This window comes from Nocardia sp. SYP-A9097, assembly GCF_009649815.1.
In the GTDB taxonomy this organism is placed as follows: Bacteria; Actinomycetota; Actinomycetes; order Mycobacteriales; family Mycobacteriaceae; genus Nocardia.
On the sequence record NZ_WJIC01000005.1, the window covers coordinates 399,199 to 421,472 of the forward strand.

General features: G+C 65.3%; 15 protein-coding genes and 2 pseudogenes. 2 read left to right on the plus strand and 15 right to left on the minus strand.

What is annotated here, in order from left to right; genetic code table 11:
• Positions 1-63: 63 nt before the first annotated feature.
• A complete protein-coding gene (locus GFY24_RS14305) occupies positions 64-921 on the minus strand; it encodes a TnsA-like heteromeric transposase endonuclease subunit (protein WP_153805490.1) in 858 nt (285 codons plus the stop codon).
• Here GFY24_RS14305 and GFY24_RS14310 point away from each other — a divergent pair.
• A pseudogene (locus GFY24_RS14310) lies at positions 842-1,879 on the plus strand (transposase); the annotation flags it as partial. The gene GFY24_RS14305 and the pseudogene GFY24_RS14310 sit on opposite strands and share 80 nt — an antisense overlap.
• Positions 1,880-2,346: 467 nt before the next feature.
• On the opposite strand, the gene GFY24_RS14315 reads toward GFY24_RS14310, so the two are convergent.
• The 11 genes from GFY24_RS14315 to GFY24_RS14365 all read right to left on the minus strand — a co-directional run bounded on the left by GFY24_RS14315 (position 2,347) and on the right by GFY24_RS14365 (position 17,684).
• Positions 2,347-2,793 (minus strand): SRPBCC domain-containing protein, encoded by a 447-nt coding sequence (locus GFY24_RS14315; protein ID WP_153805491.1) that lies wholly within the window; start codon positions 2,791-2,793, stop codon positions 2,347-2,349.
• Positions 2,790-3,755: a 4-hydroxy-3-methylbut-2-enyl diphosphate reductase gene (gene ispH, locus GFY24_RS14320; RefSeq protein WP_153805492.1), complete on the minus strand. Its 966-nt coding sequence runs from the start codon at positions 3,753-3,755 to the stop codon at positions 2,790-2,792. Before ispH ends, GFY24_RS14315 begins: the two co-directional genes overlap by 4 nt.
• Positions 3,745-8,997, minus strand: a complete 5,253-nt coding sequence (locus GFY24_RS14325; RefSeq protein WP_153805493.1) for a type I polyketide synthase — start codon at positions 8,995-8,997, stop codon at positions 3,745-3,747. Before GFY24_RS14325 ends, ispH begins: the two co-directional genes overlap by 11 nt.
• 6 nt (positions 8,998-9,003) lie before the next feature.
• Positions 9,004-9,228: a ferredoxin gene (locus GFY24_RS14330; protein WP_309230839.1), complete on the minus strand. Its 225-nt coding sequence runs from the start codon at positions 9,226-9,228 to the stop codon at positions 9,004-9,006.
• 2 nt (positions 9,229-9,230) lie between these two features.
• Positions 9,231-10,442 (minus strand): cytochrome P450, encoded by a 1,212-nt coding sequence (locus tag GFY24_RS14335; RefSeq protein ID WP_153805495.1) that lies wholly within the window; start codon positions 10,440-10,442, stop codon positions 9,231-9,233.
• Positions 10,439-11,596, minus strand: a complete 1,158-nt coding sequence (locus GFY24_RS14340) for a hypothetical protein (RefSeq protein WP_153805496.1) — start codon at positions 11,594-11,596, stop codon at positions 10,439-10,441. Before GFY24_RS14340 ends, GFY24_RS14335 begins: the two co-directional genes overlap by 4 nt.
• Positions 11,593-12,849: a cytochrome P450 gene (locus GFY24_RS14345; protein ID WP_194852865.1), complete on the minus strand. Its 1,257-nt coding sequence runs from the start codon at positions 12,847-12,849 to the stop codon at positions 11,593-11,595. The genes GFY24_RS14340 and GFY24_RS14345 overlap by 4 nt, the downstream gene beginning before the upstream one ends.
• Before the next feature lie 88 nt (positions 12,850-12,937).
• The gene (locus GFY24_RS14350) at positions 12,938-14,032 is read right to left on the minus strand and encodes a terpene synthase family protein (protein ID WP_153805498.1); all 1,095 of its coding nucleotides are present in this window, start codon (positions 14,030-14,032) and stop codon (positions 12,938-12,940) included.
• A gap of 4 nt (positions 14,033-14,036) precedes the next feature.
• On the minus strand, positions 14,037-15,131 hold the full coding sequence (locus GFY24_RS14355) for a polyprenyl synthetase family protein (RefSeq protein WP_153805499.1): 1,095 nt from the start codon (positions 15,129-15,131) through the stop codon (positions 14,037-14,039).
• Entirely contained in the window at positions 15,128-16,474 is a 1,347-nt protein-coding gene (locus GFY24_RS14360; RefSeq protein WP_153805500.1) for a cytochrome P450, read from the minus strand. Before GFY24_RS14360 ends, GFY24_RS14355 begins: the two co-directional genes overlap by 4 nt.
• Positions 16,475-16,487: 13 nt before the next feature.
• Positions 16,488-17,684 carry a cytochrome P450 gene (locus GFY24_RS14365; protein WP_153805501.1) on the minus strand — a complete coding sequence of 399 codons (1,197 nt, stop codon included), beginning with the start codon at positions 17,682-17,684 and terminating at the stop codon, positions 16,488-16,490.
• A 441-nt stretch (positions 17,685-18,125) separates the two neighbouring features.
• Between GFY24_RS14365 and GFY24_RS14370 the strand changes: the two genes are divergently transcribed.
• The gene (locus GFY24_RS14370; RefSeq protein ID WP_153805502.1) at positions 18,126-18,596 is read left to right on the plus strand and encodes a hypothetical protein; all 471 of its coding nucleotides are present in this window, start codon (positions 18,126-18,128) and stop codon (positions 18,594-18,596) included.
• A 379-nt stretch (positions 18,597-18,975) separates the two neighbouring features.
• On the opposite strand, the pseudogene GFY24_RS14375 reads toward GFY24_RS14370, so the two are convergent.
• From GFY24_RS14375 to GFY24_RS14385, 3 genes and pseudogenes are all read right to left on the minus strand, one after another.
• Positions 18,976-20,378 (minus strand): annotated as a pseudogene (locus GFY24_RS14375) (IS1380 family transposase).
• 90 nt (positions 20,379-20,468) lie between these two features.
• Complete coding sequence (locus GFY24_RS14380; protein ID WP_153805503.1) at positions 20,469-21,035, minus strand: hypothetical protein; 567 nt, start codon at positions 21,033-21,035, stop codon at positions 20,469-20,471.
• Between the two features lie 268 nt (positions 21,036-21,303).
• Positions 21,304-21,747, minus strand: coding sequence for a hypothetical protein (locus GFY24_RS14385; protein ID WP_153805504.1), 444 nt, complete (start codon positions 21,745-21,747; stop codon positions 21,304-21,306).
• Positions 21,748-22,274: the final 527 nt, after the last annotated feature.

Below are 22,274 nucleotides of genomic sequence, written 5' to 3' on the forward strand. Positions count from 1 at the left end.
GTGGGAGATGGCAGCCTCGGCGTGTCGTATCGCGACGCGCCGAAGAGTTTTCGTCGATAGCAATCATCTGGCTACCGCCTTATTGGCGGCGAACATTGCAGGGCAAGGATTCGACGCTTCTCGGATCGCCTCGACCACCCGCGCATCCGCGCGGCCCGTCGCCGACGAAGCTCGCAGCAGGCGACCGTCGATCAACCCGCGCAGGCCGTCGGACCGGTAACGAGCGCGCATGCGTTGAACCGTGATCGCGCTGGTCGCGACTCCAACCGCCGAGAGCTCGGCCGCCTTGGCGGCCTCGCGTTCCCGGACCGTCGTTGTCGCCGGGTCATATTCGGGCCGCGGATGTGTGCCCGGCTCCGCGCCCAGCGGCGGCCCGGTCTCAACCTCCACGACGTGGCGTTCCCATTCCCGCGCCCGCGCCGCAGCCTCGGCAGGAACGTCCTCGAGGTTCTGCCCGACCAAACCGCCCGGCCTGACGGTCGCGGCGAACGCCTCCTCATCGCGTGCCCGCACCTTCTCCGCGGGTCGGCAGTCGATTACGACACCGACACCGTCAGCGCGGCGTGCGAAGAAATCCGGGACGTGCGACCGCATCCGGTCCGCGTGCGGCCAGAACAACCAGAACGGCTGCGCCGCAAACGCGATCACCTCGGCATCGAAATCCAGGGCCATCGCCTCGTCGCGCTTGAGCCACGACTCGAACTCGACATGCTCGCCCATCGTCGCCGCCCAATAGAACCCCGGATTATTGCCCTGCCCCTGGAACGACGGAATCGACCGCACCGGCCGCACCCGCTCGAACGCCACCGCCTCACCCAACGGCCGCCGCACTTCGTAGCCCTCCGGCCCCACGAACTTGGCACCGAAACTGGCCACGCTGGTGGCCGGGATGTGCGCGGGCGCGGACAGCATCGAGGACATCGATCTGCTGCGCAGCGGCGGCTGCGGCGAGTTGTTCGCCGGGGTGTACGCGCCCTCGACGGTGGGAACATTGTTGCGCGAGTTCACTTTCGGGCACGCGAAACAGCTGGAATCGGTGCTGGCGCAGCACCTGTGCGTGCTCGCGGCGCGGGCGGATCTGCTGCCCGGCGCGGCGACACGCTGTTTCCTCGACATCGACTCGCTGCTGCGGCCGGTCTACGGGCATCAGAAACAGGGCGCGTCCTACGGGCACACCAAGATCGCGGGCAAAACGGGGCTGCGCAAAGGACTTTCGCCTCTGGCCGTCACACTCAGCACCGACCTCGCCGCCCCTGTGATCGCGGGTATGCGACTGCGCGCCGGAAAAACCGGTTCCGGCAAGGGCGCCGCGTCGATGGTCACCACCGCGATCAACACCGCCCGCGCCGCTGGCGCCACCGGGGAAATCCTGGTGCGTGGCGACTCGGCCTACGGCACACACAAAGTCGTGCGCGCCGCCGTGCGCGCGGGGGCGAAGTTCTCCCTCGTCATGACCCGCAACCCCGCGGTCACACGCGCGATCGACGCCATCGCCGACGACGCGTGGACCCCGGTGAAATACCCCGGTGCGGTCCGTGATCCCGACACCGGGGCCTGGATCTCCGATGCCGAGGTCGCCGAAATTGCTTACACCGCTTTCGCTTCCACCAAAAACAAGACCACCGCGAGGGCGTGGATCGTGTGCGCCGCGATCGCCCACAACCTGTTGCGCGCCACCGGAATCCTCGCCGGCGGCGCCCACGGGCGTGCCCGCGCGGCTACCCTTGCGCCGCAAGCTCATCAATATCCCGCCCGCCTCGCACGGCCCCAACGCCGCCCGGTCCTGCACCTACCCCGCCACTGGCCCTGGAACGAATCCTGGCTTCTGTTGTGGCACAACACGATCGGTTACTCACCGCTACGACCGAAGACCCCCTGACCATCCTCGCCCCACCGTTCCGACCCGGAGAACACAGTGGAAAAGCTGGACAGACCAGCGACTACCCCACACCCGAAACCCGCTGGTCAGCGCGCCTACGGCGCGTAGACCAGCACGAAAACCGCGTCGGTGGATTCAGGCTTAGTCGATTCAAATCGCCCGAACTCGTCCCCGAACTCGTTCTGCGCCGGCCTTGAGTTCTGACGCCGTCAGTACCAGAACCGTCGCGAAATGCCTTGAACTGCTGTGAATTACGGGTTTGAGCAGATCTGTGCTGCCCCATCGGCCGCTGACCGGGTGTTTTAGGGTGAGGGCGCAGGGGCTCGAATCCCCTTAGCTCCACGTAGATATGCAGGTCAAGCCCGGCGGATCGCCGGGCCTGACCTGTTCTATTCGAACCAACCCGACGTTTACCCCTCGTTTTCGCTGAAAACGGGGCAACCCAGCACCGAGTCGACTGAGCACCGCTAGTCGGCGGTACGAACCGTCGCGGCGACTCGCTCGCGCAGTGTCATGTTCTGTTGGCGCATGAGTGGCTCGTTGGCGGTGAGCAGACGGCGCAGGGGTGTGGCCAGTAGGCCGGTATAGGTGTCCGATTGGATCACCCGGGTACCACCGGATTCATCGTCGACGAGCCGGAATTCGTGCAGTCCGCTGAGCAGGCGTGGGTGGAACAGGACGGCGTCCCAGCGCAGCAGGTGGCCGGGTTCGAGTGCTACCACGGTGGGGTGGGCGGGGACCGCGCGACCACCCGGGCCGACAATGCGGACGTTGAGTCGTGCGCCGACAGTGAGGTCGCCGTCGATACTCCGAATGGTCGGACTCCACTGCGGATAGGCGGCGAAATCGGTGAGGACGGACCAGACCCGTTCGCGCGGAGCGGGAATGGCGATCTCGGTGTCGAGGCGGTTCATACGGATTCCTCGGCCGGTGCGGTGAGGCGTGCGGGGAGCCCGAATTCGATGTTCTCGGCCGCGGCGCGCAGGATTTCGATGTTGGCGAAGCCGTGTTCGGTGAGCGCCGCGAGGAGTTCGTCGACGAGCTCCTCCGGTGCGCTCGCGCCCGCGCTGACGCCGACCGTGGTGATGCCGTCGAGCCAATGTGCCTGGAAGTGACCGACATCGGGCACCAGGTGGGCGCGGGCACCCCTGGTGGCCGCCACCTCCACCATGCGCACCGAGTTGCTGGAATTGGTGGAGCCCACGACCAGGACGAGTTCGGCGCGGTCGGCGAGGATTTTGACCGCCTGCTGCCGGTTCTCGCTGGCGTAGCAGATATCGCTGGTGGGCGGGGCCGCCAGATTCGGGAAGCGTTCGCGCAGCACTGCGGTGATTTCCTCGGTCTCGTCCAGCGACAGGGTGGTCTGGGTCAGAATCGCGGTGGGGGCGGCGATGTCGATATCGAGTTCCTGTGCGTCCTGGCGGGTTTCGACAATGACGGTGCTGTCGGGGGCCTCGCCGAAGGTGCCCTCGACCTCCTCGTGACTGGCGTGGCCGACCAGCAGCAGGGTGCGGCCGTCGCGGGCGAAACGGCGTGCCTCCTGATGCACCTTGGCGACCAATGGACAGGTGGCGTCGATGACGTCGAGGCCGCGGCGTGCGGCATTGTCACGTACGGCGGGAGCGACCCCGTGGGCGGAGAAGATACACAGCGCCCCTTCCGGTACCTCTTCCTCGGAGTCCACGAAAATCGCTCCGCGCGAACGGAGATCGGCGACGACGCGATGGTTGTGCACGATTTCCTTGCGCACATAGACCGGCGGTCCGTACCGCTGCAGCGCCTGGTCGGCGATCGCTATCGCCCGCCGGACTCCCGCGCAGAAGCCGCGCGGTTCGGCGAGCAGGACGGTGCGCTTCGGCGCGGTGCTATCCGGCATGGCGGTTGTCCATTCGCTCGGAGGGGGCATCGGCGTCGGTGACTAGGGCGTGTAATTGTGTGGGGGTAATGGGACCGAGCAGGGTCCGAACGGGCACGGTCCGACCGAAGGCCGATTTGATCTTGGTGCGCAGCTCCACGGCGAGCAGTGAATCCAAGCCGATGGCGCGCAGGCGGTTGGCATTGCGCACCACCGAGACATCGGTGATCTTGAGGGTTGTCATGATCAGCGACTCCATCGGATCGATCTGCTCGACCGGTGTGGCCGTCACCGATTCGACCGGGGCCGAACGGGTTTCGCCGCCGGAACTCGGACGTAGCTCATGTAGCAGCGCGTCGCGACGCAATACCTGATACCGCCCGCCGAACTCCGCCCAGTCGGCGGGGTAGCAGACGGGGAGGTCGGTGTTCGGCGTGGACAGGACGTTCCACAGGAACGTATGCCCCTCGGCCGCACCGATTTCCCCGACCCCGGCGGGGGTGAACGTACGGGTGGGATCGAGGTCGCGCAACATACCCGCCCCGGCCCAGAAGCCCCACCGAACACCCCGGACCCGAACACCGTCGGCAGCCGCGAGAATCCCCTCCATGGCGGCATTGGCGGCACCGTAGTGGGCGAACTGTGGTGACGGGAGCACCGCCGACGCGGACGAATAGGCCACGAGCATATGCGCGTTGGTGCGACGGGCGATCTCGACCAGATGCCGGGTGCCGTCGACCTTCGGAGTCAGCACCCGAACCCAGTCGGAGCGACCGAGTTCGGTGAGCGGACCGGTCGACAGCCGACCGGCGAGGTGGAAGAGGAACAACTCATCGGCATCGACCCGGCTCAGCCGCTCTTCGAGCAGCTCCACCGCCGATTCTTCGCCGATGTCGCAGCGCAGATAGTCGAAAGACCCTTCAGCGCCGGTACTTTCACGGGTGCCGACAAGAATGATCTCGTCGAACGCGCGGGCGGCCAGATCGGCGGCCAGCGCGGAGCCGAGGCCGCCGTTTCCGCCCACGATCAGCGCCGCCCTGCGGGGCTCGGCAGCCGCTTGCGTCCGGCCGGTCCGACGTTCTCCGGAATCCGTGTGGCCCAGCAGCGCTGTCTCGGCATCGGTTGGGTCGGTCCGATACCCGAGTGCCCGTGGCCAAGCACCCGTCGGTGCGTGCTCGGGCGGGGTGAGCATCGCCCGGTCCGCTGCCCACAGCACATCCGGGAGCCGTCGTGCCTGCCCATACCGCTGTGGCATGGGCCGAATACCGATACCGCGCGGCCCGTGATTCGGATCGGACCAGACGACTTCGATATCGCAGGCTCGATTCGAATGCAGTCGCACTTGGGCGGACCAGTCGTCGAGGTTGCGGTCGGTGGGGTGGGAGTAGTGCGGTCGCGACCGTGGCGGCTGCTCGGAAAGCCGTGCCGCCCAGAGATTGCCGACCCCATCCCGTCGTACCCGATGCTCACCGCGCTCGGAGAGTTCGCGAATCGACGGCAGCTCACCGAGCGGGCGGCCCGCCGCAGTGGAGATGACGGCGACGCCGAGTGTCGGGAACTCGTAGGGGAGTGCCCCGGCCAGTGCCAAGAGGAATCCGGTGACAGCTCCGGTGAATTCGTCGGCGGGCGGGTGCTCGATATCGTCCACGACGAGACCCAGCGGCACGTTGGCCTCTGCGGCCGTACGAGCCAGCCCGGTCAGCGCCTGCCCCAGCCCGGCCAGATAATCGGTCAGCGTCGCGGTCGGGTCGTCGGAGGGCGTCCGGGCGTCGATGAGCAGTTCGTGCCCCGCGTCGGCGGCGGAAGCCACAGCGGCACCGGGCACTTCGCCACCGAGCAGGTCGAACAGATCGACCACGCGCTGCTCGCCCCGCTCGAACGCACTGGTCAGCGGTGCCCAGACACGGTGCAGTGCTGGAATTGGAGATCGGCTCTCCAACGGTCGAATTCGCACGCCCTCGCATCGGATGGCCAGCCGGTCATCGGCATCGAGGATGGCGATGTCGAACCCCGACCCGGTGCCGCTCGGTGCGATGATCGAACGGGCGTATCCGCGCAGTCGGGGCTGGTAGAAGGTCATGCGGTCCACCCCCTCGAAATAGAAGGGGCTATGAGCTTCCCCGCCGTCGGTTAGTCCGTAGTGCACCGCCGCCAGCCCGTGCAGCGCCGCATCGAACAGCGCGGGATCGATCTCGCCTCCGATCGGTGTCGAATCGTCGAGACCGGCTGTGATGGAGTCCAACTCGGAGACGACACAGGCGTGCGAGGTCGAGGCCCAGAGCTCGGCAATGGAACGGAATGGCCCGTTCCACAGGTTTCCCGCCGCATCGAATGCGCGGTAGAACTCGGCGACCGGCAGGGGCGAAAGATTGAACGGCAAATCAATGGTCGGGGTCGCGGTGATGGCGTCGACAGGTGCGACGGTCGCCGTACAGCACAGCACGGGAGCGGCCGCGGGATCGGTGGTGAAGTGGACCTCCACCTGATTTCCGGTGCGCGACACCGTGAGTGCGAGCTGCTCGGTCTCGTCGTCGAGGACGATCGCCTCCACGAACCGCACCGAGTCGATGCGCAGCGGAAGGTCGGCTCGGTGCAGGGTGCGCACGATATAGCTGAGCGTCAGCGTCCCCGGTGCGACCGTCTCGGCACGGACCTGATGTCCGGCCACCACTTGCAACTGTGGGCCGCTGAGCCGGTAGGTCACCGACTCGGCGGCTCGGCTCACGAGCGGAGCGGGTGCGGTCGTTGCGCGTGCGGCGGGCCGCAGCGACGGGACGCGGCGCGGCGCATGCTTCCACGCAAGCGCAGTGGCCAGTTCGGATGTCCACTGCGGCAGGTGTTTTGGTCGCAGCGGCACATTCGCGGTGAAGAGCGCCCCGAGGGTGGTGCGCAGGAAGTCGCCGCCGTCGAGCGCGTCGGTGGCCAGCACGGTGCCGGTGAATTGAGCGCGCAGATGCCCGGCCAGCACCGCGCGTGGCCCGATATCGACAATGACCTCATACCCGTCCTCGGCCAAACACGCGGCAACCGGCGGTAATTCGACCGGGGCACGCAGATTGTCGAGCCAATGTTGCCGTGCCACGAAGGATTGTGGCGTGGCGGCGGCCGTGGAGCTCGAGGAGTAGAACGGCACATCGGCGGCACATCCCTCGTCGAGCGCCGTGGCCGTGGCGAACTCCGGCAGCGCCGCCTCCACGAATCTGCTGTGCGAACCGAAGACGACCTCGAGGGCGCGCGCCTCATGCCCGTGGGCGAGAGCCGATTCCGCGATGGCCTCGATGGCGTCGCCGGGGCAGGCCAGCACCACACAACTGGGACTGTTCACCACCGCCACATCCGCCGTCGGCGGAATCCAGTCGCGGTCGCGCGCCACGTCTTCGCCGGTGATCACGATCATCCGGGTGTTCCCCGAATGCGTGCGCACGGCCTCGGTACGGGCCGCCAGCAGCCGTGCGGCCGCGTCCAGGTCGAGCGCGCCCGCGACACAGGCGGCGGCGATATCGCCGAAACTGTGGCCCAGCACGGCATCCGGCGTCACCCCGTACTCCCGCAGCGTGAACGCGATGGCGAGCTGCGACGCCCAGGTGGCGTACGGCTGTAGCGCGGCCGGGATATCGGGGCCACCGTCCATGACCGACCGTTCGTGCTCGGCCATATGGGTGCGCACCGCGGTGTAGGCGGTATGCAGATATTCGCGCAGGAGCGGGTCGCCGGTCGTGGCCGGATCGAGCCAGTGCGCGCCGAAACCGCCGAAGGCGAAGACCACCTTGGGAGTTTCGCGCCACAGCCCGGCGACGAGACCGGTCCCCAGCGTGGTCAGCGCGCGCTCGGCATCGGCGTCCGCCTGCCGCTGTTCAGTGGTGTGGTTGACGCGGTAGGCGAGTGCCGTATCGATGCGTTCGGAATCGTCGGCATCATGCACGGCGGGCAGCGCAACCCCTGCCGAGGTGAGGCGCGGCAGCGACGGAAGCGATTGGAGTGCGGTATCTTTCGGCCGTGGCGGCGCGACGAGCACAGCATGCGCATTGGTTCCGGTGATGCCGAACGAGCTGACGCCGATTACCGCGTCCTCCGGCAGCGGCAGACTCCCGCCGACCTGAGCGAACAGTCCGCGCTCGGCCGAGGACAGCTCATCGCGCAGCTCGCCGTGCGCGAGCATGGGCGGCACCGTCGCGTAATGCAGGCTCAACGCCGCCACTACGAGTCCCGCCATACCGGAGGCGGCCTCGCAGTGTCCGATCCGTGTCTTCACCGATCCGATCGGCAACGGTCGCTCCCGATCGCCGAAAACCGCTGTGAGACCGTCGAGTTCGACCTGATCGCCGACCGTGGTGCCGGTGCCGTGCGCTTCGACGTAGGAGACTTCGGAGGGTGCGCGCCCGGCCAAGGAAAGGGCGCGGCGAATGACGTCGATCTGGCCCTCGACCGACGGGGTGGGCAGTGAACCGCTACGGCCGCCGTCATTGCCGGTGGCGACGGCTTCGATCACCGCGTAGATGCGATCGCCCTCGGCCAGTGCGTCCTCCAGCGGTCGAAGCACGACGGCGGCGAAACCGTCACTGCGTACGAATCCGTCCGCATGGGTGGTGCCGAATTTGCAGCGCGAATCGTCGGCCAGCATGCCCGAGCGGTGGAACGAGAGCGTCTCGTACGGGTCGAGCACCAGATTGGTGGCGGTCGCCACAGCAATCGAACAGTTGCCCACGAGCAGGTTGTCGATGGCGACGGCCACCGCCGCCAGCCCGGACGAGCACGCGGTGTCGATGGTGAGCGCCGGGCCGGTCAGTCCGAAGACGTGCGACAGCCGTCCGGACAAACCGCTGCCGGTATTGCCGACATTGCTCATGGCGTCCAGGCCCGCGTCGTGGCGGGCGCTGTGCCAGTAGTCGCGGGTGATGTATCCGCTCACCACGCCGGTGGAACGGCGTTGTAGATAGTCGAGAGTGAAGCCGGCGTCACCGATGGCCTCGAACGCTGTCTCCAGCACGATGCGCTGCTGTGGGTCCATCACCTCGGCCTCGCGAGCCGAAATACCGAAGGCCGAATAGTCGAATTCGTCCCAGCCGTCGATGAATCCCCCGGTGCGGCATACCGTCTCGAAGCCGGAGTCGGTGATGTCGTGGTCGGTCAGGAACGGTGCGCGGCTCTCCGGCGCGGTCCCGATTGCGGTGTCGCGGCGCTGGAGCATGCGCCAGACTCCGGCGGGTCCGCGCCCGCCGGGCAGTCGCGCACCGATGCCGACGATGGCGATCCGTCGATCCATGGGCAGTCACTCTCGTTGAGTCGCAGAAGATTTCGCGGGTGCGGCAGCATCCTCGAATAGGGCCTGGCCCGGGCAGCAGCTGACAGCGTGGCGCAGCAGGGCCGGATCAGCGGCGCGTGCGGCCGCGTCGTCGATGACCACGAGCCCGTCCTCGTCCTGGTGGAAGACCGTCGCGTCGATGAGCACGCACATGCCCGCGCCGCAGCAGCGGGACCGGTCGGCGTGGATCACGGCTAGCCCGATCGCCGCACCGACAGCCGGGTCAGGCCGTGCACGATGGTGTCGGCCTTCATCTCGTACGAGTCGAGGGCGAAGCCGTCGTAGCGTTCCAGGAAAACCCGCAGTGCCACAGTCAATTCCACGCGCGCCAACTGCTGCGCCACACACTGGTGGACGCCGAAGCCGAAGGCGAGATGGCCGCGGTCGCGGCGGGCGATATCGAGGATGTGCGGATCGGGGAAGCGGCCGCCGTCGAAGTTGGCGGCGGGCAGAGAGACCGTAATCGTCTCGCCCGGTTGGATAACCACACCACCCAACTCCACCTCTCGCAGGGCGGCGCGGGAGATGCCGTACTGGATGATGGAGAAGAAGCGCAGGTACTCCTCCATAGCGTTCGCGATAGCGTCGTCGTCGTCGCCGCGAATACCCCTGGCCGCCTCCGGATTCTCCAGCAGGTGCAGCCAGCTCAGCGCGATCATATTGGTGGTGGTCTCATGACCTGCGGTATACAGCTGGAAGGCGACGCTGGTCATCTCGGCGTGGCTGAGCTGCCCGTCCTCGATCATATTGGTGATGAAGCCGGGCGCGTGGTCCTGCTGGCGCCGCGATACCACCTCACCCAGTTCGTCGAAGATGGTGCCGAACATCTGCCGTACCTCGTCGGCCGTGGATTCCAGCGACAGCATGCTCTCCAGACAGGTGGTCAGGATGTGGCTGACCGCCTCCTCGACGCCCAGGAGCTCGGTAATGACGAGAGCGGGCAGCGGAGACGCGACGCCCCCGACCAGATCGATGGTCTCCCCGGTACAGGCATCGAACAGCGCATTGGCGCGATCGGTAATGCTGGCCTGTAGTTTCCGCATCTCACCCAGGCGCAGCGCCGCCGCCACAATGCGGCGGTAGTGGGTGTGATCGGGCGGGTCCATGCCGACGAACATGCCGGGCCGCTCCTCCGGCGGCTGACCGTCGCCGATGGCCTCGTGAATGGCCGAGTGCCGCAGGTCAGGTCGGGAGCTGAATTCCGGCATGGTCAGCACCTTGCGGCACAGCTCGAAATCGGTGACGATCCAGCCGATATGACCTCCGGCGTAGCGCAGGCGGTGAATGGGTCCGGCATCAGCCATGCCCATGAGCCCGGTCGGCAGCTCGAAGACTCCGGTGCGGCCACGCGGAATGGTCGGCAGGGAATCCGTGGATTCGACAGGGCTGGTGGATAGTTCGGTCATTGCCGCTCCCCGATCTCGGTGAGTGTGTGCGCCAGCGCGTCGACGAGACGGCGTACATCGGTGGGTGTGTAGTCGGCCGGGTCCGCGATGAGGGTGATATCGACCGCCCCGGACGCGGGGCTCTCGTTCACCGCGATCATCGGCAGTGCGGGAATCGAAGACTCCGGCAGGACAAGGACTTTCGTGGCGTCGGTCAGACGTGCGAACCGCCGCGCCGCGCCGCGCGCGTTGGATACGACGAGCTGGGCGGGCACATTGTGTTCCGGCAGATAGCGGCGACCATCGCGGAACGGGGCCGCGGGGGTCTCCTCGTCCAACTGATCCATGAGTTCGGCGTCGCGGTCCTGGGCCGTGGCCAGGATCTCGGCGGGGGTGCGCGCCGAACGCGGTATCGGAACCAGGACGCCGTGGCTGCAATTGCCGATGGCGCGGGGTGGAATCTCCTGTATCCGTGCGGGATCGATGAAGACACGGCAGTCCACCGGTGCGCCCACCACCACATCGTCGGTGCCGCTGCCGACGAAAGGTGCGGCGGCCGTGGCGATTACCGCTGTCAGTGAGGCGGTGGCGGTAGCGCAAGCCTTGTCGATCGCCTGCACCAGAGCGGGTTCCAGGTGCAGGTTCACCGGCTGCGCGGGCAGCAGTGGCACGCTGGGGCCTCCACTGTAGAACTGTCGAGTCTGCCGAATCGCGTCGGCGGATTGCGGTCCGCCGAGCATCCGCTCTGCCGCGATAGGCCAATCCAGCGCTGCCGCATCGGGTATCGACTCCGCATCAGGCTCGATTTCGATCAGCCCGAGTAAGTGATCGACGATCGAGAGAATGCCTGTCACATCGCACAGGGCGTGGTGCAGGCGGCCCGTGACACGGGTCGTGCCCGGTTGTGAGATGTCGATGGCGAAAGCCGAGAGCGGGGCGTCCACCTGTGCGCCCTGATCGGAGGTTCCGAGGGCTGGCGCGGGCACCGCCTCGAACGCGAAGCCCTCTGGTGTGCGGGTGATTCGGCAGCCGAGTCGTGGAATGTCGGCGTACAGCCGCGCCAATCCGCTGGCCGCCGCCTCTGGCGTCACCGTTACTGGCACCTCCACCTCGAAACCGGTCTGCCAGTCGAGGAATGCGTGGAACACCTCGCTCGGCTCCAGGAGTCGCGTCACGATGTCTCACCCACCGTCGTGGGCAGTCGCCGCACCGTGGCGTCCACCGTCCCAGGAATAATGGTGGCCAGCGGGCGTCCCTTCGGATGTTGTGCCGCAGCAGATTCGATGCGCACTTCCGCCAGCACTTCCGCCACGACAATCCACATCATCTGCCACGCGTACTGTTCGCCCACGCAATGCCGGGGACCGAGCCCGAAAGGCGTGTAGGACCCCTTGGTGACGGGACATCCGTTCGCGCCGAAGGTCTCCGGCTCGAAGGCCGCACCGGCGGGGAAATGGGTTCGGTCCCGGTGCATCGCCCACGGGCTGTACATGACCTCGGTGCCACCAGGCAACGTGACTCCGCGCAGCGTGGTATCGCGATTCGTGCGCCGGGATATGACCAGAATCGGCTGGCGGCACCGAAGCAGTTCGGAGAGCACCTGTTTGAGTAACGGTGTCTCTGTCAGATCCGGCCCGTACTCGATGCCGCGATCGCGGACCCCAGCCAATTCCGCGCGCAGCCCCTCCTGCATGGTCGGGTTACCGGCTAGTTCGACGGTGAGCCAGGACAGCGCCGTGGCGGCGGTCTCGGCTCCGGCCATGGTGACGGCCACGATCTGATCGGCCATTTCGTCGGCGGTCAACGGTTTCCCGTCCGCGCCGCGCACCGTGCGCATGACCGAGATGAGATCGAGGCGATCCGGATCGGCGGCACCCGGTGAATCCATGGCCGCCGTAATCGCCGCGCGCAACTGGTCCATGGCATTGTCGTGCAGGCGATTCCGCGCCGTCGGGATACGCAGATACCAATTGGGCATCACGGTGCGAAACATAATGGCCTCGAGGACTGTACCGAGCCACTCGTGAATGCGGTCGAATCCCGCGTGGTCGATATCCGCGCCGAACATGGTGGCCGCCAGGATCTTGAACGTCATCCGATGCAGCGCGGCGTCGATATCGAGAGTGCTGTCCCAGCGCGCCAATTCGTCGCGCACCACACCGATCATGAGCTCGGACAGGCCGACCACGTGTTCGCGTTTGAAGAATCTGTCCAGATAGTCACGCTGCCTGCGGTGTTCATCGCCATTGGCGAGTACCACGCCATTGCCCGCCAGCCGTCGAACCCGGTCGTAGAATACCCCCTTCTCGAAGTCGCCGCGCCGGTCCACCAGCATGTCGTTGATGAGCAGCGGATCGGTGACGAAGACGAAATCCTTGCCCAGGGCGGTGAATACGTGAATATCGGCCGAGGTATTGAGTTCGGCCACCCAGGCGAGCGGATCGCGGGCGAGGGGCAGTAGCTGCCGGATCAGTCCGAAGCCGGAATGTACCCGGGTGCTGTATCCGGCCGTGCGCTCACGCCAATCCGTCGGTAACGAGGTCGCGGTAGGACTTGTCGGTGAAGAGGGTGCTCCCGTGCTGGAGCTGGACGATCTGACGGTACCGGCCATCCCACTGATGCCTTTCTCCGTTGTATCGCGTTGTGCGGTAGGACCAGTCGACGTTGCCGCACATCATGTGCCAGAGCAGTCCGCCGTAGGCACTCACCGCGTGGTCGGGGCCGAGTACCGCGGCGGTCTCGTGCAGAGTTCGCCGGAAGGCGTTCTCATTACGCTGTACCTCGAGCCCCACCCGGTCGAAAGCGTCCTGGACCGTGCGATTTTCGCTGAGGATGAGGGTGGCTACCGCATTCACGGTGTCGTTCGCATCGGCCTCGGCGCGGAACGAGAACAGGTCGTTCGCGAGCGCGATGTGATCGAGCGCGTGGCCCAGCAGCCGTTCCCGGAATTCGGTTCCGTCCACCGCCTCGGTCGCGAACGGCGGTGCCAGCGCCTCGCCGAGGGCGAAGTACATACCCATGCCGACGCTGTTGCGGCGCATACGCAAATAGGCATCGAAGTCGTACACGGTGTCCGAGTTGCGGTAGAACACCTCCTCTACGCAGCCGATGAAGAACCGCTCCACTTCACGATGGAAGCTGTCCCACACCGCGGGCGTCAGGTAAGCGCGCAGCGTGGTCAGGCAGTCGCGCAGCGGTTTGAACCAGATGGTCAGCTCTTCATTGGCGGGCTTGTCGACGGTTTCCCCATCGAACAGCACGTCGATGACCGCCTTCATCTCCGCCGCGTACGCCGCATCGCTACCCAGCCGATCCTTGTCCACCAGAGCGTTGTCCAGGATGGACAGGTACTCCGTGTATCGCGCCGCGGCGACCAGGAATTCATAGGGTGCGTTGGGGAGGACCAGGATGGTCCAGAGCGAGGCGCGCTCCGCCAGCAGTGTGGCCAGCTCGGCGGGCGGCAGCAGATCGGCGAGGCCCTGCCGGCACCACTCGTGGCTGTCGGCCACCACCTGTTCGGCGTCGGGCCTTTCCAGTGCGGGAACACAATGTTCGAAACTCGGCAGCAGCACATAAGTGCCCGCCAGGATGTGGGTGAAATTCACTGCCATGATGTCAAGCGCTCTCGTCCAGAGGGACAGGGAACTGGTAGTGCGGATTCAGCTCGCTCTCGATACGGCCGATGGTGTGTTCGCGGAAACCGCTGTCGTGCAAGAGCGATCGGGCCCGATCCATGAGCGCGCGCAGATCGGTGGCGATATGCGCGCTGTGCACGTCGACGATCCGCCGGTACTGGTCCAAGTCGCGTTCGGTGCAGTCGCCACGACCATAAACCTGTTCCAGCACAACCCGTTCCGATGAGGAGGCGTTCGCGGACACGATGTGGTGCAGCAGCGTGGCCTTGCCCGCGTTCATGTCATCGAGGGGGTTCTTGCCGGTGAGCGCGGGTTCCATCAGCACTTCGTTGAGATCATCGAGCAGCTGGAACGCCTCGCCGTAGGCCGCGCCCGCGTCGACCAGTAGCGGTATGCACCGTTCGTCGGCGTCCGCGCACCGCGCCGCCAGGATCATCGGCGCGATCACGGTGTACCAGGCCGTCTTGTTCACCGACATCTCGGTGATGGCGGTGCGGTCGGTCCGCACGCGGCGCTGTTCGAGGACCAGATCCTGGAATTCGCCGACCACGGTGCGTAATTGCGCCTCCTGGAAGAACCCGGCCACCTGAGCCCGCGCCGGAGTATCGATGCGATCGATGGCACGGGCGCACAACACCAACAGCGCGTCGCCGCCGAGCAGCCCGGCGGCCACGCCGAGGCGGGCCGACGATATGGGCGGCACCTCCTCGACGCCGCCGCTCCACCCGACGTGGAACGCGGGATAGTTTCTACGCGTGAGGCTTTCGTCGATGATGTCGTCGTGGATGAGCGCGGCGGCGTGGAACAGCTCGAGCGCGGCGCAGGCGTGACCGAGCGCCGCCAGATTCGTTTCGTCGGTGCGCCGGAATCCTTCTAGCGCGTGTGCCGCCACCCGGGTGCGCCGCATACTGCCGAACCGCATGACGTAGTCTTGCAATCGCTGCGTGAATACGGGCACCCCGGTGACACCGCTGGACTTCGAATCGGCCGCCACGGTGGCGAAATCGGTGAGCAACGCCGCGACATTCGCGCGGACCCGATCCACCAGCAGGGAGGCCGTGGGTGGGCTGCTCATCGTGGCACCACACTTCTCAGGCGCACCGGCAGAGCGCCGGGTACCAGCGCGCCCATTGCCGCGGGCGGGACCTGCTGGCCCGGCTGCAGCGACAGTTCGTAGCGCTGCAGGATATTCACGATGGCGATGGAGATTTCGATCCACGCGAAATGCTCGCCGATGCAATTGCGCACACCCGCCCCGAATGGCAGGAAGGCGCTGCGCGGGTACTTCTTGGGGGTATCGATCCAGCGGCGCGGCTTGAACTCGTCCGGATCCTCGTACACGGTCGAATCGCGTTGAATGGCGTAGACCGAATAGAAGACCTGGGTGCCGGACGGCAAGTCGTAGCCACCGAGGCTGATCTCCTCCAGGGAGCGCCGCCCCAGCGCCCACACCGGCGGGTAGAGGCGCAGCGCCTCCTTGACCACGGCGTGCAATAGCGACAGCTGTTGGATGGCCTGCACGGTGTTATCGGCGTTCAGATCGAATTCGCCGACCTCGGCGCGCACCTGTTCCTGGATTTCCGGATGTTTGGCCAGCAGATAGCAGGACCAGGCGATGGCGCTCGGCGTGGTCTCCGAGCCTGCGGTGAGGAAGGTCAGGAATTCATTGAGGATCTGGGCCCGGTCGTTATCGCGGCGGGTGATCTCGTCCTCGGTATCGGTGAGCACGTCCATCAGGTCGGTGCGGGCATCGCCGTCGCGGTTCATGCTCAGGCGGTCGTCCACGAGGCGATCGCCCAGCCCGCGTAGATCGGCGATGGCCGAGTAGAAGGCGCGATTCTCCGGGGTCGGGATGGTGTCGAACAGGCGTGGCGGCAGCGCGCCCCGCTTTTCGATACCCGCGATGACGACGGGCATCTTGGCGCGCACCAACTCCACATCGGCGTCGGACATGATGGTGGAGAACAGGGTGTCGATGACTACCCGGGTGGCCAGCCGGTAGAACTCTGGATAGAGCTCCACCACCTCTTTGTCCCGCCAGGATTCCACCATGGCGGTGCTGTAGGTGTGCATGGCGTCGATGTAGTCGTTGACCGACGGCTTATTGAACATGGGCTGCATCAGTCGGCGCTGCCGGAAGTGTAGATCGCCCTCTGCCAACAGCACGCCGTCTCCGAGCATGGCGCGCGCCCGTTCGTACTGGATTCCCTTGTCGTACTTCTTCGCGTCGGTGACCAGAATCTGGTACAGCAGTTCGTGATTGGAGATCAGGCAGGCATCTTTCCAGCCGATCTTGATGCGGGACAGGGGCGCGGTGCGGGCCGCGGCGCTGAAGAACTTCAGCGGGTCCTGCCAGATATCCAGCGCGTGTCCGATGAGTGGCTTGGCATTCGGCACCAACGGGGGTTTAACGGCCATGACAGGGACTCCCTCACCAACAGATGGGTAGCGAACTGAAACTGCGGAAGACGAAACCGCCCGGGAGGCGCTGCGGTGGCGCGGCCTCGTCTAAACGCGGCGCGGCCGGGACCGCCGCCAATAGGGCCTCGAGTGCGATACGCGCCTCGGTGCGACCGAGATGCGAGCCGACGCAGCGGTGGATGCCGTGGCCGAAGCCGATGTGCCTGTGGCCCTTGGCATCCGGATCCGCGGCAGTGCCGTTCTCGTCCGCTATCGCGCCGAACGCGCCGATGGCCAGGTGCAATCGCGCACCGGCGGGGACGGTGATGCCGCGAATATTGGTGTCCTCCTCGACCGAGCGCGGCGCGCTCTGCACCGACGGATCGGAGGCCAGCGTCTCTTCGACGAAGTCCGGTATGGCGGAGGGGTTTTCGGCGAGCTGTGCCCAGCGTCCGGTCCCGATGAGCCGCGATACCGCATTGCCGATGAGTCCGGAGGTGGTCTCGTGCCCGGCGGCGATCATGACTCGGATGGCGACAATGATGTCCTCCACCTGGTGTACCGTGCTTGGGGTGTCGATGGCGTCGGCCATCTCCAGAATGAGGTTCGGACGGCGCTCCGCGCGGATCTCGGCGATCAGATTCCGCACGTAGTCCTCGTAGACTCGCACGGCTCCGGCCGCCTGCACCTGCACGTCCGGCGGCAGCGGGGCCACCTGGAGGGCGAGCCACAGATCGTTCCACTGTTTGACCTGCGCCCGGTCGTCCTCCGGAATGCCGATCATATCGGAGATGATCTTGATGGGGAGCGGGAAAGCCAGCTCCCGCATGACATCGAAACCGTTGCGCCCCTGAAGATCTCCGGAAAATTCAACGGCCAGATCGCGGATCTTCGGAGCCAGCTTGTCCACCGCGGCAGGGGTGAACGGCCGGATGAAGGTCTTGCGGAACGCCGAATGTGCCGGTGGCGCTTCATTGAACAGCGCACCCCGATAGAACAGCGTGTCGTCCAGTAGGGTCCGCGCCTCATCGCAGATCGGGAAGTGGCCTTCCAGATTGTGCACGCTGGCGAATTTCGTGTGATTCTCGAAGATTTCGAGGATCAGGCCCGGGTCGGTGACGATGTAATCCGAGGGGCCGACAGGCGTTAGTGGCGCCTCCGAATTCATACCTCGATAAATCGAGTACGGGTCGGTCATGAAGTCTTCGATGGTACCCGCGAATGGCACAGAGACCCTCCATATCTTCCCACGGACGTATTCCACAGAAACAGTGCTGCGCAACACCATTGGGGCGGCAAAGATGGGACAGGTCAGGCACACCGGCCTAGGTGCGGGAACGCTCCAGACGCCCCCACCGCCGACCCCGGCCGCCCCAGTGCCCTGGGGTGCGGTCGGTGACCTATCACGTTTCGGACATTAACCGGTCTATGGAGGCCGCGCAACCGATCTGTAGCCCCAAAACTGTTGTCCTGCATAGTGAGTCATCGGCTGGTACTCTGCGCCGAGTGGAGCGGCGCGCCTACCGACGGACCTGCGCAAACCATGCCGCGGGTACCGACTCCGGTTCCGCCGCCGGGCGATTCCACAGCTGTTCTCGTTGCGCTTCCCGGTGAGTGGTGCGTATGAGTGCCGAAACAGTGTTCCGCAGAACGACTTCCGTGACGGAACGTGCCATTGGAGACACTGGAGCGACTGGATTTGAAGTGGCGGCCCCGTGATGAGTTGTTGTTCCACACCGAGCTCAACACATCGATCCGGGTCTCCTACTTCCACGAAAAGGCATGGCTGCCTGCGTTGAAGCGGCTACGCGGTCTCTACGATCTGGATTTCACCCCGTTCACTCGATCTCGGTGGACCGGTCCGGATCCGGAGGAGTTGCTGGACCGGTTCGACGATGCGGTTGGCCGGCTGGTCGAGAAACGGCTGACCCCATATGTGCTGCGACACAACGGAATATCTTGGAAGTTGCAGGAAGGTGTGCCACTGTTCGTCGTCTCGCGTGACGCCGGGAACGAGTCGACCAGCACTACCGACCGGATCTACCGCCACCACGACCGCAAGGCCAGCGAGTCCGCGGCGCGGGTCATCGCGGGCCGACTGCCCCGGTTGAGGCAATCAGCGGAGCGCACCGCCGCGTAAGACGATGCAACGGTCCCCGAAGTGAGTGACACTCGCCTCGGGGACCGACTGCTGTTTTAACTGTCACGACGAATCCTGCGCGGAGGGCATACATCGGTTGGCGGAACTCGGCGTGAGTCGAGTCCATGCGTCTGAATTGTTGGTAGACAAGGAAATACGGTCGGCGAGGGACGTTGGTCGCTGATACTGTCTCGGCTCAATGGACTGGCTAGTCGCGTCAGTCGCCGACCACTAAGCCTGAATCCACCGACCCGGGTTTCGTGTTGGTCCGTGCGCCGAAGGCGCGCGGACCAACGTGTTTTGGGTGGGTGGGGGGTAGCCGCTGGTCTGTCCAGCATTTCCATGTGGATCTCGGTTCGGGCCGTTCGGGCAGGGTTGGTCAGAGGGTGGCCGGTTGTGGGGGTGGGTAGCCGATCGTGTTGTGCCACAACATGAGCCATGATTCGGTCCAGGGCCAATGGTTGGGTAGGTGCAGATCGGGCGGCGCTGGGGGCGGGCGAGCCGGGCGGGGATGTTGACGATCTTGCGGCGCAGTGTGGCCGCGCGGGCGCGGCCGTGGTTTCCGCCGGCCAGGACACCGGTAGCGCGCAACAAGTTGTGGGCGATCGCGGCGCACAGGACCCAGGCGGAGTTGGCGCCGAAGCGGCCCGAGGGAATGTGGGCGAGGGGGCCCTCGATCAAGTCAGCGAACACGGTTTCGATGACGGCGTGTTTGCGGTGGGTGATATCGGCGTCGGCGACTGGTTCGGTGGAGTTGGTGAAGAACGGGTGGTACCGCCAGATCGGGAACAACGCGTCCGGGTAGCGGGCGTCTTTCACACGGCGCACGATCAGGCGGGCGGTGGTCTTGTCTGTGGTGGAAGCGAAAGCGGTGTAGGCGATTTCGGCGACCTCGGCGTCAGAGATCCATTCCCCGGTGTCGGGGTCGCGGACCGCGCCGGGATATTTCACCGGGGTCCAGTCGCGCTCGCCGATCGCGTCGATAGCTCGTTCGATCGTGGTGTTGCGGGTCAAGACCACCGAGAACTGCGCGTCCGCACGAAGAGCCGCCCGCACGACTTTGCGGTTGCCGAAGGCGGAGTCCCCGCGCACCACGATCGTGCCGCTCGCCCCGGCGGTGCGGGCGGTGTTGATCGCCCGGGTGACCATCGACGCGGCGCCTTTGCCGGAGCCGGTTTTCCCCGCGCGTAGCCGCAGCCCTGCGATGACCGGCGCGGCGAGGTCGGTGCTGATCGTGGTGGCCAGGGGTGAAAGTCCTTTGCGGAGAACCTGTTTGCCCGCGATCTTGGTGTGTCCGTAGGAGGCACCTTCTTTCTGGTGGCCGTAGACCGGCCGCGGCAGCGAGTCGATGTCGACGAAGCACCGCACGTGGGTACCGGGCAGCAGATCCACGCGGTTCGACAATGCGACCAAGTGTTCGCCCAGTACCGATTCCAACTGTCGTGCATGCCCGAAGGTGAACTCCCGCAACAATGTTCCCACCGTCGAGGGCGCATATACCCCGCCGAACAGTTCGGTGCAGCCCCTGCTGCGTAGCAGGTCGATATCGTCGATGCTGTCCGCGCCGGCGCACATTCGGGCGATCAGCGTGGCCGGCTTCGGTGCCGGATTCGCCGATCCGGACTTGATCCGTGGCGAGACGATCGCGACTTTCTCGGCCAACATGCTGCTCAGGCCGGTCTGCTCGGCCAGTGTCATCACCGGCACCAGCCCGGCCACCGACACCAGGTTGTCTTCATCGAAGCGTGCCGAATCCTCGGCGAACGTGTGGAATAATCGCACTGAAAGTGTCTTCCCGATCCGGTTCTGATTGTGGCGTGAGAACTCCAATCGTTCCAGCTCAGAAGGCCACTTTCGCTATTTCACATCACGTTACCCACCAGTTTTCATCGGTGGATTCAGGATAAGATCCTCAGCAATTGGCGGTCCAGCCAATTTACGAAGCCCTTCACCCACCGCATACCGAATCTTATCCCGCACGGGCCACTCGCCTTCTGGTGACTCATCGCCAGGCCACTCCGGCTCACGAAAATACTTAAGAAAAGCCGGCACGGCAGTCTTTTTTGCGAAGTTTACCGACAGCAGCGAAACGACATAGCTGAATAGGGGCATATAGTCCACCCTCGGTAGCCAATCGATCAGAACTGGCACCGCCGCACGGTAATCTATTCGCCTTCGGGAAAGGTCATCAACCGACTGGACGTCAAAACCCGCATTCACCAATTCGGCTAATAATCCAGCCGAGCTCTGAGCAAATAAACGCTTCGCCTCTGCGACCCTGGGCGAACTGTCCACCTGCGATCGAACCGCAGGATCATTGAAGACTCTATCCACCTGCGCTGCATGTGACACAGACTGTCGCGCCTTGGGCGAAAGCCCGACCGCATCGCGAGTAGCGCTACTGGCGATGCGGTCGTCGTCGGTGGAGTAGCCCGTCATAGGCCTATTTTTAGGCTCCTTGCACCCCCGAGATGTCCTCTTGGGCACATCAGCGGCTGGAGTTCTTCCCCAGCCTGCGGGCCGAGCTGCGGGCTGGCGCAGCTCGGCGAGCCTGACCTCCGAGGGGGCCGGGTACGCGAAAGTGAATGCGTTGCAGTGACACCTTCGTCGCCGATGATTATTGCAGCTTCGAATATTGCGCATCCGCCACTCAAATGGCGTTAATAGCATATGGCAAATGCTGGATCCGTCGCCTATGTCGTCCAGGTTACTTCAATTCGCTGATATTGGTCAACTCCCCGGGGCCCGGGTACCCGCACCAGTCCGCGACGTAGGTGCCGCTGTCTTGACCTTCATAGGCCGTTATCCAGCCAGCATTTGAGCGTCTGACGATGAGAAAGTCGCCGAGGTCGCAGTTTTGGTAGACGTCGCTGTAGCTTCCCAGCCCGATGGTGATGACCCGGATCGGCTCGGCATAACCGCCCCGTACCGCAACCACAGTGACATCCGTGCCCGTGTCGTTGTACAGCCGGTACTGGTCGGTGAGGCGCACTCTGGTTGTCGCCGGCGTGATCTCGGGTACGGGAGGTAACGTGCCCTTCTTCACGTCACTCTGAACTGCGTGCTGCTGCTGCTGCTTCATCGGCTGGGCCTTCGCGACCTTGGCCTTCGGCTTGCCGGTGTTGTCACGGCTCGTGCTACTACCAGACATCGAAACCTCCGTTGCGATTCGTCGCCCCCCCGGCCGGGGGGCGTCTCACGGCACATCGATGAACTGCTCAGCCAGCGCGAGCAACACGCTGCCTCAATAAGGGTGACGGCCCCATTTGCTCATGTCAACGCGTTCCGAGTAAATCCGTCCCCGACCGGCCGTACAGCTGAAGCCGATGCCGCGATAGGCGGAATGTCGGATCTGACTGCCCGTGGTCCGGCAGGACGTCTACCGCCGAGGTGCCGGGACGCAATGCATCGACATGCCCATCGTCGTCGCATCGGCCCCATGCGCGCCGAAGGGCCGATCTCACCAGTGTGTCGCTGAAAATACCTGCCGCACAGCCAGAGTCAGGCCAAGCGAATATCGCAAGTTCGAATAGTGCACGTCCGCCACTCTCAGACCGCGTCTGAGAACTCGGTTATCGGCGTGCGAGGCGGCGTGACATAACGGCGATCATGGCGATGTGGATCATCGTTTCGTGGTGGTCGGGTCTGGTCTCGTAGTCGCGCACGCAGCGGCGGTGT

Bases quoted from the DNA above. Each gene is read 5' to 3' on its own strand.
- GFY24_RS14305 (WP_153805490.1), bottom strand. From the start codon at position 921: ATGTCCTCGATGCTGTCCGCGCCCGCGCACATCCCGGCCACCAGCGTG.
- GFY24_RS14315 (WP_153805491.1), bottom strand. From the start codon at position 2,793: ATGAACCGCCTCGACACCGAGATCGCCATTCCCGCTCCGCGCGAACGG.
- ispH (WP_153805492.1), bottom strand. From the start codon at position 3,755: ATGCCGGATAGCACCGCGCCGAAGCGCACCGTCCTGCTCGCCGAACCG.
- GFY24_RS14325 (WP_153805493.1), bottom strand. From the start codon at position 8,997: ATGGATCGACGGATCGCCATCGTCGGCATCGGTGCGCGACTGCCCGGC.
- GFY24_RS14335 (WP_153805495.1), bottom strand. From the start codon at position 10,442: ATGACCGAACTATCCACCAGCCCTGTCGAATCCACGGATTCCCTGCCG.
- GFY24_RS14350 (WP_153805498.1), bottom strand. From the start codon at position 14,032: ATGGCAGTGAATTTCACCCACATCCTGGCGGGCACTTATGTGCTGCTG.
- GFY24_RS14355 (WP_153805499.1), bottom strand. From the start codon at position 15,131: ATGAGCAGCCCACCCACGGCCTCCCTGCTGGTGGATCGGGTCCGCGCG.
- GFY24_RS14360 (WP_153805500.1), bottom strand. From the start codon at position 16,474: ATGGCCGTTAAACCCCCGTTGGTGCCGAATGCCAAGCCACTCATCGGA.
- GFY24_RS14380 (WP_153805503.1), bottom strand. From the start codon at position 21,035: ATGACGGGCTACTCCACCGACGACGACCGCATCGCCAGTAGCGCTACT.
- GFY24_RS14385 (WP_153805504.1), bottom strand. From the start codon at position 21,747: ATGTCTGGTAGTAGCACGAGCCGTGACAACACCGGCAAGCCGAAGGCC.